The sequence below is a fragment of the Leptolyngbya sp. FACHB-671 genome (genome assembly GCF_014695745.1).
Taxonomy (GTDB): domain Bacteria; phylum Cyanobacteriota; class Cyanobacteriia; order Elainellales; family Elainellaceae; genus JAAUTN01.
Map to the genome: position 1 here is coordinate 103,289 of NZ_JACJOV010000048.1, position 14,722 is coordinate 118,010.

At 49.4% G+C, this 14,722-nt stretch carries 12 protein-coding genes; 5 read left to right on the plus strand and 7 right to left on the minus strand.

Annotation, left to right across the window (positions count from 1 at the left end; all coding sequences use genetic code 11):
* Positions 1-41: 41 nt before the first annotated feature.
* The gene (locus H6F93_RS03410; RefSeq protein ID WP_190644770.1) at positions 42-587 is read left to right on the plus strand and encodes a YqeG family HAD IIIA-type phosphatase; all 546 of its coding nucleotides are present in this window, start codon (positions 42-44) and stop codon (positions 585-587) included.
* Between the two features lie 299 nt (positions 588-886).
* Positions 887-2,005, plus strand: coding sequence for a glutamate 5-kinase (gene proB, locus H6F93_RS03415; protein WP_190679230.1), 1,119 nt, complete (start codon positions 887-889; stop codon positions 2,003-2,005).
* Positions 2,006-2,098: 93 nt separating this feature from the next.
* Here the strand turns inward: proB and H6F93_RS03420 are convergent, their stop codons facing one another.
* The 4 genes from H6F93_RS03420 to H6F93_RS03435 form a co-directional block, all read right to left on the minus strand.
* Positions 2,099-3,049, minus strand: coding sequence for a hypothetical protein (locus H6F93_RS03420; RefSeq protein WP_190679232.1), 951 nt, complete (start codon positions 3,047-3,049; stop codon positions 2,099-2,101).
* A gap of 443 nt (positions 3,050-3,492) precedes the next feature.
* Positions 3,493-4,515: a glycosyltransferase family 2 protein gene (locus H6F93_RS03425; protein WP_190644767.1), complete on the minus strand. Its 1,023-nt coding sequence runs from the start codon at positions 4,513-4,515 to the stop codon at positions 3,493-3,495.
* A gap of 81 nt (positions 4,516-4,596) precedes the next feature.
* The gene (locus tag H6F93_RS03430) at positions 4,597-5,511 is read right to left on the minus strand and encodes a lysylphosphatidylglycerol synthase domain-containing protein (RefSeq protein ID WP_190679233.1); all 915 of its coding nucleotides are present in this window, start codon (positions 5,509-5,511) and stop codon (positions 4,597-4,599) included.
* A gap of 244 nt (positions 5,512-5,755) precedes the next feature.
* Complete coding sequence (locus tag H6F93_RS03435) at positions 5,756-6,514, minus strand: C40 family peptidase (protein WP_190679234.1); 759 nt, start codon at positions 6,512-6,514, stop codon at positions 5,756-5,758.
* Between the two features lie 39 nt (positions 6,515-6,553).
* On the opposite strand from H6F93_RS03435, the gene H6F93_RS03440 reads away from it, so the two are divergent.
* The gene (locus H6F93_RS03440; RefSeq protein WP_190679235.1) at positions 6,554-7,501 is read left to right on the plus strand and encodes a serine hydrolase; all 948 of its coding nucleotides are present in this window, start codon (positions 6,554-6,556) and stop codon (positions 7,499-7,501) included.
* Here the strand turns inward: H6F93_RS03440 and aroH are convergent.
* Positions 7,481-7,891, minus strand: a complete 411-nt coding sequence (gene aroH, locus H6F93_RS03445) for a chorismate mutase (protein ID WP_190644763.1) — start codon at positions 7,889-7,891, stop codon at positions 7,481-7,483. The two genes, H6F93_RS03440 and aroH, sit on opposite strands and share 21 nt — an antisense overlap.
* Before the next feature lie 182 nt (positions 7,892-8,073).
* Positions 8,074-8,895 (minus strand): signal peptide peptidase SppA, encoded by an 822-nt coding sequence (sppA, locus tag H6F93_RS03450; RefSeq protein ID WP_190644762.1) that lies wholly within the window; start codon positions 8,893-8,895, stop codon positions 8,074-8,076.
* 161 nt (positions 8,896-9,056) lie between these two features.
* On the opposite strand from sppA, the gene H6F93_RS03455 reads away from it, so the two are divergent.
* Both H6F93_RS03455 and H6F93_RS03460 read left to right on the plus strand, forming a co-directional pair.
* Positions 9,057-10,178 carry a DMT family transporter gene (locus H6F93_RS03455; RefSeq protein WP_190644761.1) on the plus strand — a complete coding sequence of 374 codons (1,122 nt, stop codon included), beginning with the start codon at positions 9,057-9,059 and terminating at the stop codon, positions 10,176-10,178.
* A gap of 499 nt (positions 10,179-10,677) precedes the next feature.
* Positions 10,678-12,123: a peptidoglycan-binding protein gene (locus H6F93_RS03460; RefSeq protein ID WP_199313452.1), complete on the plus strand. Its 1,446-nt coding sequence runs from the start codon at positions 10,678-10,680 to the stop codon at positions 12,121-12,123.
* 96 nt (positions 12,124-12,219) lie between these two features.
* On the opposite strand, the gene H6F93_RS03465 is transcribed toward H6F93_RS03460, so the two are convergent.
* Positions 12,220-14,424, minus strand: a complete 2,205-nt coding sequence (locus H6F93_RS03465) for a CHASE2 domain-containing protein (RefSeq protein WP_242043286.1) — start codon at positions 14,422-14,424, stop codon at positions 12,220-12,222.
* Between the last annotated feature and the right edge of the window lie 298 nt (positions 14,425-14,722).

Sequence of the window (14,722 nt, forward strand, 5' to 3'; positions counted from 1 at the left end):
TCAACCAAGAGGGCAAACGTTATCTGAACTTCAATCCTTTTATGTCTTGGGGCAAACTGTTACAACCTGATCTAATTTTGGGAGACTCGATTTTGAGTTTGTCTCCTAAGCTGTTACAGCATTACAACCTGAAGGGGTTGGTGTTGGACGTAGACGAAACCCTGGTACCCATGAGTGCTGCCGAAGTTTCAGAAGAACTACGGCAGTGGGTCGAGGAAATTCGCCCATCGGTAGCGCTGTGGCTGGTCAGCAATAACCTGAGTCAAAACCGGATTAGCCGCATTGCTCAGTCGCTTAACCTGCCCTACATTTTGGGCGCACGTAAGCCTTCTCGTCGCAAGCTGAGGCAAGCCGTCGAGGCAATGGATATCCCAGTCGAGCATGTGGCAATGGTGGGCGATCGCCTCTTCACCGATGTTCTAGCAGGAAATCGGCTAGGCATGTTTACAGTTTTGGTCGAGCCGATGGTCAATCCCGCTAAAGTTGCCCGGCGACACCCAGTGCGAACTGTGGAAGTTTGGCTTTCGCAAATCTTAGGAGCTTCCCTGACCCAGCAACATAACTTTACAAAACCTGATGAATTCTAAAGAATGTAAATATAAAGAAAACCTTAAAGCAGCCAGGACAATCCAATTTTTCTGGCATTCTACTAATAGATTAAATGGGGTCAGCAAATATAAAGACCCTAGCCCATAAATCCCTATGAATACTCTGTAGAGCGCCAGTCCGGCTTTTGTAGGGCTGGCGCTTTGCACATTGGGAGACTTAACGCTGTACTAAGGGACTAGGACTGGAGCAGAGGGCTAAATTCCCAAAGTGTCAGAGGTTAGTGAAAAATGAATAGCAGATCGTTAAGTGTTCGTTACAAAAGTTTTACTCCACTCTCATGAAGGCAGCCCAGACTTTAGTCATCAAAATCGGTACTTCTAGCTTGACTCAAGCGGATAGCGGCTATCTCGCACTCTCCACGATTGCGGCTTTAGTAGAAACGCTCAGCCAACTGCGTCGCCAGGGGCACCAGGTGATTTTGGTATCATCGGGTGCCGTTGGCATTGGCTGTGCTCGACTCGGCATGAGCGAACGCCCCCGCACCATAGCAATGAAGCAAGCCGTCGCCGCTGTCGGACAGGGAAGACTGATGCGGGTCTATGACGATTTATTTACCTCGCTCCAGCAGCCGATCGCCCAGGTGTTGTTAACTCGCAGCGACCTGGTGCAGCGCAGCCGCTATGTCAACGCCTATCGCACGTTCCGCCAATTGCTGAAGTTGGGAGTGGTACCAATTGTCAATGAGAACGATACGCTAGCCGTCGATGAGCTAAAGTTTGGCGACAACGATACGCTTTCAGCGATGGTGGCGAGTTTAGTGGAGGCAGATTGGCTGTTTCTGCTCACGGATGTCGATCGCCTCTATTCTGCTGATCCGCGCTCCAATCCTGACGCTAAACCGATTAGTCTGATAGACAAATTTGACCAACTGGAAGCACTCAATGTGGAAGTGGGCGATCGCGGCTCTGCGTGGGGCACAGGTGGCATGGTGACAAAAATTGCAGCCGCCCGAATTGCCGCAAATGCTGGAGTTCGCACGGTGATTACAGAAGGGCGATCGCCCCATAACATCGAGAAAATCCTTCAAGGAGAAGCCTTGGGAACCCAGTTTCAGCCACAGCCACAGCCATTCAACGCTCGAAAGCGCTGGATTGCTCACGGACTGGTGCCTGCCGGAAAGCTGTATCTCGATCCGGGTGCGGTCACTGCCATTTCTCAGGCAGGCAAATCACTCTTGGCAGCCGGGATTGCTGAAGTCGAGGGAGAGTTTCAAAGCCAGGATGCTGTGCAATTGTGCGATCGCAGCGGACAGGAGGTCGCTAGAGGCATCGTTAATTACAGCAGCAGTGAGCTACAAAAAATTAGAGGAGTTCACTCCGATAAAATTCCAGAAATTTTGGGCTATTCAGGCGCAGAAACAGTAGTTCATCGTGACAACTTAGTTTTGAATACCTGATGCAACTTCAATTTAGCTACCTTTTTAACAGAAACGGAGGGAGGGCTAAGCCCTCCCTCCGTTTCTGTTACTGAATTAAGTGCCTACCGATCTTTAGAACGCGCCAAAGTTGTAGCCAACACCTAGCATCAAGCCTACAGCCGGATTGTCAAACACAGTTGCATTCACAGCAGCCGTTGCAGTAATCCGGGATGTGATAGGCACATCTACTCCGCCTGAAAGCAGGAAGTCAACGCTACCATCATCTCCAGTAGAGATTGCAACGCCACCTCCAACATAAGGAGAAACTCGAAGACCTAGTTCTCCTGATACATCCTCTGTTACGTCGGTTACGCCAGGGATAAAGTCAAACGTGACGGGAACCAAAATGGTTGGATCATCAGAGAACAGGACAGCCGGACGTACAGACAAAAAGCTGGTTAAACCAATTTTGCTGAAGACGGCAAAACTACCTTCACCGAGGGCTGTGTCTCCATCACCGAGCCCGATGTTACCACCGACACCAATGTAGCTGGGACCAGACCGAGTTGAGCGACCGGGTGTAACACTCTGAGCAACTTGCCCAGCAGCAGGTTCAACGCTAGTTTCTTGTTCTTCAACAGTCTGACCGTCAACCATCTCAGGCTGTTCGGTTAAAGCTGCCGCAGAAGTTGAAGCTGTACTGTCTTCTACATACTCTTCGGCTACAGTTACAGATTCAGCCGGAGCTGCAGTGGAATTAGCTTGCTCCGTTTCAGGAGTCGCCGTGATTACTGGCAGTTCTTGAATGTCTGCCAGTTGAACTTGCGCTTCAGTCGTTACATCTAGTGCAGTTACATCTGGTGCAGTCAGACTTTCGCTGTCAGCAGTCACAGTCTGCTCAGGTTGAACGGGGGCGATCGCCAACCCAAGTTGAGTTTCTACTGCCTCTACTTCGCTTGCAGGCTGCTCACTCACAACATCAACCGATGCAGAATCTACAGTATTAGCCTGCGCAACCAGTGCATTGGAAACAAGGGCTAAAGCAGCAAGACTCAGCGAGACAGAAACATGTCTAAATAGCATGATGTTTACACTCACTCCTCAATGGTTCTTAGAAATTAAATGTCGATGCAGTCCAATCTCAGGTGGGTTGCCGTCTTCGACTTACACAAGTGCCTTGGAAACAGAGTAGTCAAGATCAAAAAGTACTCAGGTAAACCCATCGGTGAACCACCTGGTAGTTTGGACGTAAAAAGCCAGTTTTTGAGCCTTTACGTACAAATTTGATATCATTCAGACACTCAGTAGCGAACAATAAGCACTGGTATAGCCTGGGGCAAATGCCAGAGAATGGAACAGGCTCTATCCGCCAATTTAGGAAATTATGACGGCATATGCCACCAGTCTTGAGGCATATATGCAAATTTCGGTCGCAAAAGTCCAATTCTTTGCAAATTACTCTGGATTTTTAAGACTTGCTAAAAATCCGATCGCTCTTTGATTACTTTTCTCTCCAGTACTTTTTTCTACACAGTACTTTTGGAGTTGCCAACGGGTTCAATGACTTCTCTGACTCGATAAATTGGGCGACCCTGAGACTCATGGTAGGTTCGCATAGACAACTCCGCCAACAGCCCAAAGCTAAATAGCTGAACTCCAGTGAGGAACAGCACAACCGCCAGAATCAGGAGGGGGCGATCGCCAATGCTTTGATCTAGCCCCAGCTTGAGAAAACTGAGGTACACGCCCAACAGAATCCCCAACGCCATCGAAACTAAACCAAACCAGCCAAACACATGCATCGGGCGGGTGAGGAATTTTTTCATGAAGAAGATCGTAAACAGATCCATCAACACGCGAAACGTTCTCCCCAAGCCATATTTACTCTGTCCAAAGCGACGAGCATGATGGCGCACAGGCATTTCTGTGATCCTGGCTCCTTCGATAAAAGCCAGCGCGGGCAAAAAGCGATGCAGTTCCCCATACAGGTTCAAATCGGCGACCAATTCTGAGCGGTAGGCTTTGAGCGAGCAGCCATAGTCATGCAGCTTTACGCCAGTCACTTGCCCAATCAACCAATTTGCTATTTTGGAGGGCAGCAAGCGAGTTAAGGCTGCATCCTGCCTGTTTTTGCGCCAACCGCTAACCAGGTCATAGCCTTCCTCTAATTTCGCCACCAGTTGCGGAATGTCTGCTGGATCATTCTGCAAATCTCCATCCAGCGTAATTAACACGGCACCCCTAGCGTAATTAAAGCCAGCCGCCATAGCTGCGGTTTGTCCATAATTTCGCCGCAAAACCACCACGCGTAAATCTTTTCGCAACTTTGCCTGCTGGTAAAGCAACTCCGTCGTGCCGTCGGTAGAGCCATCGTCTACACAGATAATCTCATAGGAAAAATGATGGTCTTTGAGAATTTGCGAGACCTGATCCAGCAAATGGGGAACACACTCTACCTCGTTGTAAATCGGCACGATGATAGACAGGTCAAGCTGTAGCGCTGACGCAGATCGGTCGCTATGGTAGTCGGGATGCAGCACTGTTTTCATGGACACTCACTCACACTCAAACTGAATACTCACACTTGATCGCTTGCAATCGCTCTCTAGAAGTGTCGCCGTATGGCTAAGCTATATTCTACGGCTGTAGAGCCAGGCTATTCCCGCACCTGCTAGTTCTGCTAAAAGGCTCACTAAGCGGTAGACTGCGACTGCACTGACGACCATTGCAGGTGGAAAGTAGTTATCCAGAAGGGCGATCGCCGTTGCTTCAAAAACGCCAATGCCACCGGGTGCGCCAGGAATTATCAATCCTAGCAGCCATGCAACGCTAAAAGCACCTAGCAATAACGGAACTTGATCCCAGGTGATCGCCCTGAGCGCCATCACCGTGAAACAAAAGCCTGCGCCTCGAAGCCCCAGAAATATTAACTCTCCCAGGAGTGGCAAGAAAGGATAATGCTGAATCGGAGGAATAGCCGGAGCAGGATTTTCAGTGCTATCAGCATCAACCCCTGTTTTGGGCTTTTTCAACCGACCGACTAACCGAATTGCCGGATTCAAGCTACGGGGATGCACCGCAACCAGCACCACGCCTAAACCAAGCAATTGCAAACCTTTGTAAGCTGCCGAACTGCTGACCAGCGCAACAATCAGTGCCGCTGCCGCCATCAGCAGCGGTTCTAGCAAAACGCTCAAGCTAGCAATTTCTAAAGGAATGCCTGCGGCTTTAGCCGCCCAGGCGCGTCCATAAAAGTGCCAGACGTTCCCCGGCAAATATTTGGCAACGTTCGTTTGCAGGTAAACTCGACTGCTCCAAAAGCCAGACACCGGATGATTTAACCCCGCTAAAATCCATCCCCATACCCAACCCGTCCAAACATGCGCTAGCAGCGTGATAGTGAGAGCGATCGCCAAATATCCCCAAGCTTCTGCTCCTACCCGAATGGATGCAACTTCCTGCCAATGATCCCTCAAGGTTTTAGCAATGAAAAATAGCGTCCCACCCAGGATGAACCAGCGGAGGTAAGGTTTTAGTTTTTGCATGAGGGGAGGGAGAAAGAGGGAGGTTAGGGATTAGGGGTGCGGAGTACTTTATACAGAATCCGTTTCGTAAAGAAGAACTATTGAGTGTACGGGCGAAGCATTCGGCAGAAGAATTGTGCTTCAGTGGCAGAGATTGTGACCGAATGCTTCGCCCCTATAGATGCCGCTATCCTACAGACAAATTTGGTACCACCTATTTAGGAAGAGATGGGGGATGCCTTTAAAGACTTGTGCAATTAGAGTTTTAGGTGTCAGGACTTTTATAGCTGGCGATCACGCGACCTGCACCCCGTAGCTGATGATAGTAGGCTTTGGCGATCGCTCCCCCCTCAGCAGACAGCGGATCGATACCAATACCATTGCGCCCGATCGCCTTACCAGAGCTGTGGATGTAGCCTTCTTCGCCCAGATAAAGTCCAACGTGAGTACAGCGATCGCGACTGCCAAAGAAAACTAAATCTCCTGGCTGCAACTCCTCTACAGCAATCGGTTGAACAAATGCCTCCTGCTGATAGGCATCTCTGGGTAGCCAGATGCCAACCGCAGCAAAAGCCGTTTGAACTAATCCAGAACAGTCATAGTTCGGCCCAACCGTGCCGCCCCAGAGATAATGGTTAGGTTGGGTCATCGCTTTGCGGGCAAAAGTAATCACCCTGGGTAAACGGGCTTGGATTTTGGATGGGGAGATGGCGATCGCCCGATAATTTTCTTCTGCCACGCTCAGCAAATCCAGGTCTTCTAAGGGCAGCCAGCCTGGATAGTCATCTTCACAGAGGCAAACTTTAACCGCACCTGTACTGTTTTGAACTGCTCCTAGACTGTCTTGAGGCTCTAAAGCGGCTTGATCTGAGAGTGATACAATACGCAACTGACGACCCGCTACTGCTTGAGTTGCCAGGTCTTTGAGTTCAGGCGAATCATACAAGTTGAGGTTTGTTTGACACTGATATTCAACTGGTCGTCCCGCAATCAGAGCCGACTGCAATTCTGAGAAAGAAACCATATCTAAAACTCAAAATTCAAAACTATTTCTCAACTGGGTATGACATTTTTTCGTCGAGATGAATCGTTAGAACAGTGGGGCGATCGCATTCTCGCTGCGACCTGGGCAGAATTTCCGGGCTTAGCCCAAAACCAAATTGCCCTGACCTGGATCGTCTACGATGATCCGGTTCCTGTAAATACCGGAGGAGCACTTAGCCCCGCCGAATTTTGGCAGCACTCGGTACGCGGCTTTGCCTATCGTGGGGTCGAGCGAATTTATCCAGCCAGCGTCGTAAAGCTGTTTTACCTGGTCGCCGTCTATGAATGGCTGGAGCGCGGCATGATTGCCCCGTCTGCCGAATTAGACCGGGCGATTCGCGACATGATCGTAGATTCAAGCAACGACGCAACTAGCCTGGTAGTAGATATATTGACAGGCACAACCAGCGGGCCAGAACTCCCTGCCGCTCCGTTTGAAACCTGGAAAAATCAGCGCAACCTGATCAACCGCTATTTTCAGTCACTCAACTGGACTGAATTGGAAACAGTCAATATCAATCAAAAAACCTGGTGTGACGGCGCTTACGGACGCGAACGAGCATTTCTGGGAGAGCTAATGGAAAACCGCAATATGCTGACAACAAACGCCGTAGCGCGATTGCTGCACAGCATTATAGGCGGTGTGGCAGTGTCATCGGGGCGATCGCAAACGATGATGGCGCTGATGCAGCGTCGTCTTGACCCGGAAGCCCTGGCTGCCGATCCTGAAAATCAGGTGACGGGCTTTTTGGGTGCAGGACTGCCTCAGACTGCCAGGGTATGGTCTAAGGCAGGGCTGACCAGCAAAGTTCGCCACGATGCCGCCTATGTAGAATTGCCGGAGCGATCGCCCTTTTTGCTGGTCGTTTTCACTGAAGGCGAAGCGCATAGCAAAAATGAAGCCATCCTTCCATTCGTGGCTCAACAGGTAACCGCCGCGATTGACTCAATAAGCGCCTCGACCTAGCCGAACCGTTTTCTGAGAATCGATGCTCCAATCAGGTCTAAGGCTTTTTGCCTGGCGCAAATAGGGATGATGAATCTCAGCTAACGGGTCTAGCATGTTGACGTGGATCAGCAGACGAATACAGCGCTCTAGACTGCCCTCGACATGCATTTGCTGGACATCCAGCAGCGGTACATTTTGCCAGTGAACCCGTTCACGGGCGATCGCCGCTGGAAAAATCGCATCCAAATCACGAGTCACCGAAAACGTAGCGCTGACAATATCGTCCGGGTCAATTGGGTTGAGGCTTTCCAATTCATCTAGCAGTTCCCTCACCGCATCGCGAATTGCCTCAACCGAATTTTCTGAGACTGTCGTTGCCCCTCGAATTGCCCGAACTTTCCAGCCCACGTTAAAGCCCTCCCATTAAATGACTAGAAGCTATATTTAGTTTGCGCCCCCAAGCGGACGTTTGAGAAGTCTAGCCTATAGCCTGAATCAATGCAGGATTAACTCTGAGGGAAGAAATTGAGTTTAATTCAGTTTAGGTCACTTCCAGCACCTATTTGCCAAACGACCTAGAATCAATGCCCCTAGGGACGGTATAGCCACAGGGGTAAACCGCTTGTAGCTAATTCAAACTCTACCCAGTCAACTCCGGTTGACAGTCCCGTATGCAACTGAACACTACCCGACAGGACCCGATTTAGCAGGCTTTTTCGCTCCTCCAGGGTATAGCACTGTGTTTTGTCGGGGTCAAGTCCAGCCAACTCTGCGGCCCAGCGGCGAGCATCTTCTTCGGTCCCCAAGCGATCGACTACGCCTAACGCTAGTGCCTGCTGTCCGGTAAAGATACGTCCATCTGCAAAGCTCTTAACCGTATCTACAGCAAGATTTCTAGCTTCGGCAACTGTTTGTACAAATTGCTGGTAGCTGACATCGATCAATTCCTGCAAAATGTGCTGCTCCGGCTCAGTCAACTCTCGATCAAAAGCGAGGATGTCTTTGTAGGGTCCAGACTTGATCACCTTAAAGGAAACGCCAATTTTATCAAGCAGGCGTTCCAAGTTGTTACCCCGCAGGATCACACCAATGCTGCCGGTAATCGTCCCAGGATTGGCAACAATGTGGTCAGCTCCCATGCCGATGTAAACCCCTCCCGAAGCTGATATGTTGCCAAAGCTAGCAACGATCTTGACCTTTTCTCGCAGCTTTCTGAGAGCGCTGTAAATTTCCTGAGAATCGCCAACTGTTCCACCGGGGCTGTCAATTCTCAGCAGCAGCACCGGAAATTTTCTTTCTTCAACTGTTTTGAGAGCTTCTAAAACTCGTTTGCGGGTTGATCCAGCGATCGCTCCGGTAATTTCAATGCGGGCAATTTGTTTCCGAGAACTCGGCTTAAAGGGCCAGATCATAATGTAGTGAAGCGATTAGACAGTTAAGTTTATTAAGCAAGGCTAAATTATAGTGTGCCTTATCTAGAGAAATTTGGTGGAGCGATCCAGCACCACCGCCACAGCAATTCTTAATATAAGTACATATTCAGTTAATATATGTAAAAGCCTGAGCCAGAATCATGCATCTAAAACTAACCGAGTCCCGACTACCCTTTGCATCACTTCTGCTGATTGCCCCCTTCTTCCTTTGGGGCACTGCAATGGTGGCGATGAAAGGGGTGATGCCTCACACAACTCCGCTGTTTTTGGCAGGCATTCGGCTAGTGCCCGCAGGCGTGTTAATTCTGATTGTTGCTGCACTCATGGGCAGGTCCCAACCCAAAGGTTGGCTTGCCTGGCTCTGGATCGGCTTATTTGGGCTTGTAGATGCGACCTTATTTCAGGGTTTTCTGGCAGAAGGGTTAGCTAGAACCGGGGCTGGTTTGGGTTCAGTCATGATTGACTCACAGCCACTCGCAGTCGCGGTGATGGCACGGTTTTTGTTTGCGGAACAGGTGGGACTGTGGGGTTGGCTGGGGTTGGCGTTTGGTGTATTTGGAATTAGTCTGCTGGGCTTACCGGATGCCTGGATTTTGGCTTTTTTACACGGTGAGGTATCTGTCAGCGGGCAAATCGGGGTAGAGGCAGTGCAGCGGCTTTTTCAGAGTGGCGAATGGCTGATGCTGCTGGCAGCACTATCGATGGCGGCAGGTACGGTAATGGTGCGGTTTGTTTGCCGCTATGTCGATCCGGTTGTGGCAACGGGCTGGCACATGATCTTGGGGGGAATGCCCTTGTTTGCACTCTCTGCAACGGCAGAGGCGCAGCAGTGGGTACAGCTTCAACTTCCTGACTGGATGGCTTTGAGCTATTCAACGATTTTTGGCAGTGCGATCGCCTACGGCTTGTTTTTCTACTTTGCTTCTAGCGGCAACTTGACCAGCCTCAGTTCATTGACCTTTCTCACGCCTGTCTTTGCGCTACTGTTTGGCAATCTATTTCTAGCGGAGGTGCTTAGCCCAATTCAATGGATTGGGGTCGGCTTTACCCTGGTCAGTATCTATTTGATCAATCAGCGGGAGAATTTGGCTGAGAAGCTTCAAGGTTTGATGCAGCGGCAGAGGGAGCGATCGCTCACATATCAGGCAGCAAGTAGCACTGAAGGCAAATCTGCCTTTTCAAATTCGCTACCTTTACCGAACAGTGATCCTACTGAGGTATCATCGGTAAACATAGGGATGCGTGACTCAGAATCAGAATAGCTTTAACAGGAAATATAGACAGACAAAAAGAAACTCGGTCCGGCTGTCAATTTTGTATTGAGAATTAGCAATATCTAAAATTGAGAGAGCGATCGCCCTATTGCGGCGTTTGAGATGATTGATTTCTATAATTGAGTCTGTCTACACAAGCTAAGAATTGGACTAGCATCAAGTCTTGTTAGTTATAGCTGCTTATCTAACTATGTCCGAGTTTGACAAGCTGAATATGAATATTATGTCTTGACTTAATATTCCTGTGTTTTTTCTGTGTTGGTTGCCAAAATCTAACTCTGATGTTTCGTTTTATGAGTAACATCTATTCTCAACTCATGTCTTTAGCATTTACCCTGGCAAAAGCCGCACTCCTGTAGCCCAGCTAGATTTTTACTCCTAAACAATCGGGAATCGTTTTGTGGAATAACCATCAGGATTGAGTTAGCTTGAGTTGACATCTGCTCGAATACCCGGACTAGATCTTCGATCCCAAACTCGAACTACCATGTCCTATCGTTTAAGTTTATTGTTAGTTACCTGCCTTACGGGCCTTGGTGTAATCCCCGTCTTACCTCTGGGATTGCGAGTCGATGCAGCTGTAACGCTTCAAGAAATCACAAACTCCACGGATGCTTTTGCTCCGGGTCAACGGTCTGGCACTAACGCTTTCATGATGGAGCTAGCCCAGTCCGAGTCTTCGCCTTCTCCATCTGCTACGCCAGAATTACCGAATCTCTTGCCTGGTAGCCAGGGGCAAGCTGTGACTCAACTGCAAACCATTTTGCAGGAGCTAGGTCACTACACCGCAGCAGTTGATGGAAAGTATGGAGACAGCACCGCTGAGGCAGTCTCCAAATTTCAGCAAGCAGCAGGTCTAACGGCAGATGGTCGAGTTAACACTGAAACTTGGGAAAAACTGATAGCAGCCCAAGCAACAGAGGCAATAGAAGCAACAAATACTTCAACCGATGCTTCAGGAGCTACAGAATCAACCGCCGAAACTGAATCTGCTGAGGCAACCAATGCATCCAGCAGTGGTCTAACCTGGTGGATCTTGAGCTTTTTGGTAGTCCTGGGGGTTGCAGGTGGACTGTTTTACTTCCTACGGATGGAAAAGCTTGATGCAAAGCGTCCTAGTTCCTCATTAAAAGGTGGATTAGCTGACCAGTCGCCGACGCTGGAAACCCCCACCCGCCCGTATTTCCCAAACGGCAGCAGCAAGCGTGATTTAGTTCGTTCTGAGGTAGTTTCCGGACACATGGAAGATGCTTCAGATATGGAGGGGACTTCTCGACTCTCCAAGATAGACATCGTTCAGGAGTTAGTCAGAGATTTGCACAGCCCTGACCCCAGTAAGCGACGCAAAGCAATTTGGGAATTGGGACAGCGGGGAGATTCGCAATCACTTCAGCCACTAGTAGATATGATGATTGATGCGGATTCCAGCCAACGAAACTTGATCTTGGCAGCTATCTCGGAAATTGGCGTGCGATCGCTCAAACCCGTTAACCGTGCCCTGCTGATCTCGCTGCAAGACAATAGCCCTGACGTTCGTAAAAACGCGATTCGAGATTTGACCCGGATCTACGATCAAGTCGCGCAAGTTAGTCATCTGCTGCGCCATGCGGCTGAAGATGGCGACGACGAAGTGCGGGAAACAGCCCGTTGGGCCTTGGGTCAGCTTAATCGCATTAAAACTTTGACCGACTCTTTGCCAGAGTCAGGGGCAAATTCAACGGCTCTCCCGAATTCTGTAAAACAAGAGCAACTGCCGCAAGATTCCTCGACTAGCTCTGATCGCCATACTGAGGAATCCGAGCCGCCTAGCTCAAATTATTACTCAGAAAATTCGTCTGGCTCAAATTATTACTCAGAGGATGCTCCCGTTTCAGGGACAAGCGATTCAAACTCAAATTCAAACTCAAATTCAACCAACGAAACTTTCTGGTAGCGCTATTAGTTGCAAATGTAGGTTGGATTGAGGCACGAAACCCAGTGAGTACAACAGTTGTGTTGGGTTCCGCTTTGCTTCACCCAACCTACTGATTCAAGAAGGGGGTTCCGGTGCAAAGAACTCATAGCGATTTTTGCCTAGCTCTTTAGCACTGTACATGGCTCGGTCTGCTTTGACCATCAAATCATCCATGTCCGTTCCATCGAGGGGATAGATGCTGATGCCAAGGCTGGTCGTGATCAGAATGGACTGTTCTTCCAGGACAAACTTTTTTGCGAGCGTCTCCAAAATCTTTTCAGCCACTCTAGCAACATCTTGAACACCAGGAATTGCTGGAAGCAACACAACAAATTCATCCCCACCCAAACGCGCTACCAGGTCGCTGCCTCTGAGGCATCCTGTTAACCGTTGGGCGACTGCCTTGAGCAGCAGGTCACCGACCTGATGCCCAAGCGTGTCATTGATGGCTTTAAACCCATCCAGATCAAGAAACAGCAATGCAGCTAGCTGTCCGTGGTCACTAGCCCAAACTAAAGCCTCCTGCAAACGGTCTTGCAGCAGTTTTCGATTAGGTAACCCGGTCAGCGGATCGTGATAGGCCATTTGCCGCAGGTGGGTTTCAGCTTGCATTAGCTCAGCGTTAGAGCGCACCAATTCGGCAGCGGTGCGTCTCAATTCTTCTTCTACTTTTTTGCGCTGAGTGATATCGCGAATGATGCCGACCAGAAACTGGTTGCCCGCTGCATCTCGGTGGAGCGATCGCTTGGTTGCAATCAGGTGGGTGATTCCGTGAGCATCGGTGAATTCTTCTTCACTTTCTTGAGCGGTTCCCGTTGCAAAAGTCAGTTCATCTTGCTGCCGAAACGCGATCGCTTGTTTCTCTGAGAAAAAATCGCTGTCTGATCGTTCTAAAAGTGCTTGCAGCGGCTGCCCAATTAAGCGACAGTAAGCCTCGTTGAGTACGATCCAGCGATGGTGATTGTCCTTCACAAATATCGGGTCGGGAATGGTGTTAATGACAGATTGCAGAAATTCTTTTGACTTTTTCAACTCTTCCTGGAGGTGAGCAATGTAACCCGTAACGGCAACCGCAGAACCGACCAAAGCCATCGCAGCAGGAACCAGCGGAATCCACCATCCTTGAAGTAAGGCAAGGTAGCAAATTCCGGTTAGGCTGGCGCTGACAACCAGAACGCTAAGTGCAGACTTGCGCGGAGATCGAAGCTCCCAGACTACGCTAGCCCCGACCCAAGACCAGACCAAGATCCAGCCAAGTTCCAGTGGATCGGGCCAAACTCTAAGGAGCGATCGCCCCTCTAGCGCTGCCCCTAAAATTTGATGAATAAAATTGGCATGAAGCTCAACCCCTGACATCTGACGGATTTCTTTCCCCAAGCCGCTACTGTTGGAGGTATAGAAAAAATCCTTGAGGCTGACTGCCGTAGAGCCAATTAAAACAATGCGATCGCGCAGCAAATCGGGCGGCACATTTCCGGTCATCACATCGCTCAGGGAGATCATCTCGAACCCAGACGGAGCATTGTAAAAGTTGACCAACACCTGATACCCGCCGCTATTTCTCATTCGTATATAGCCACCATCACTGGGCTGAAACTGATGGAAGACTGCCTGCCCTAACTGGAGATACTTAGGATTGACATTGGCTGGTTTTGGCTCAACGTTTTCTGACTGCAAATAGACTAGGGCGAGCTTTAACGCAAAACTGGTGTGAGTTTGCCCATCTACCGTCCAATACAGCAAAGAGCGACGGATTCTGCCATCGTCATCTACGACAACGTTGTTAAAACCGATTTGATTTCTGTTGCTTAGCGCGGCAGGTGGAGCAACTGCAAAACTGTTTTCGTCCTCAATTTTTTCAATTCCGACCAGGTTAGAGGTTGTCTCAAAGACCTGCTCTAGCTCAGACTGACCTGCCCCAACCGAAAAGTCTCGGTAGATGTCCAGCCCAATTGCACGAGGCTGATAGGAAGCTAGCTTTTGCAGCAGTTCTGCCATTCTTTGGTCGGGCAGGGGCCATTCCTGAATTTGCCGCAAATCTTGCTCATCAATGCCGACAATTACGATTCGATTGTCAATCGCTTCTGCAGGACGCAAACACGAAAGCTGATCAAGGGCTGAAAGCTCTGCTGACTGCAATAGCCCAAACATTCGCAGTAAAACGACGCATCCTGCAACACTTGTAGCAGTTGGCCAAACTCGGCGATCGCCCTTCAGCCATTGCTTAAAATTTGCTCGTGGACGGGTTGCTTCTTCGTCTGGCTGCGTGGGTAGGTTCAAGTCTGTGCCCTCTATTTCAGCTACGGTTCATGCAGCAATGTAAACAAGAAGGAAAGAAATGAATTGGAGGAATGCAGTCCCTCAAGCTCATCCTTTCTTCTGACGCTAACTGAGCTGCCCCTGTAACTTTTTTGCCTAGAGTGCCCGGTGGAAGCTGAATAATATCTCCCTCAGTTGAACTTTTTTATCTTTTCTAGAGAGTAAAATTTGTCACCTCCCTCTAGAAAAGTCCTGGGGTTGCCAACTCCTTACAGAAATCCATCGCACCTTCAAGCCTCATCTTTCCAAACCCAGTCAA

Coding starts and splice junctions, on each gene's coding strand:
- H6F93_RS03420 (WP_190679232.1), bottom strand. CDS start 3,049: ATGCTATTTAGACATGTTTCTGTCTCGCTGAGTCTTGCTGCTTTAGCC.
- sppA (WP_190644762.1), bottom strand. CDS start 8,895: ATGATCTGGCCCTTTAAGCCGAGTTCTCGGAAACAAATTGCCCGCATT.
- H6F93_RS03440 (WP_190679235.1), top strand. CDS start 6,554: ATGACATTTTTTCGTCGAGATGAATCGTTAGAACAGTGGGGCGATCGC.
- H6F93_RS03455 (WP_190644761.1), top strand. CDS start 9,057: ATGCATCTAAAACTAACCGAGTCCCGACTACCCTTTGCATCACTTCTG.
- proB (WP_190679230.1), top strand. CDS start 887: ATGAAGGCAGCCCAGACTTTAGTCATCAAAATCGGTACTTCTAGCTTG.
- H6F93_RS03460 (WP_199313452.1), top strand. CDS start 10,678: ATGTCCTATCGTTTAAGTTTATTGTTAGTTACCTGCCTTACGGGCCTT.
- H6F93_RS03435 (WP_190679234.1), bottom strand. CDS start 6,514: ATGGTTTCTTTCTCAGAATTGCAGTCGGCTCTGATTGCGGGACGACCA.
- H6F93_RS03425 (WP_190644767.1), bottom strand. CDS start 4,515: ATGAAAACAGTGCTGCATCCCGACTACCATAGCGACCGATCTGCGTCA.
- H6F93_RS03410 (WP_190644770.1), top strand. CDS start 42: ATGTCTTGGGGCAAACTGTTACAACCTGATCTAATTTTGGGAGACTCG.
- H6F93_RS03430 (WP_190679233.1), bottom strand. CDS start 5,511: ATGCAAAAACTAAAACCTTACCTCCGCTGGTTCATCCTGGGTGGGACG.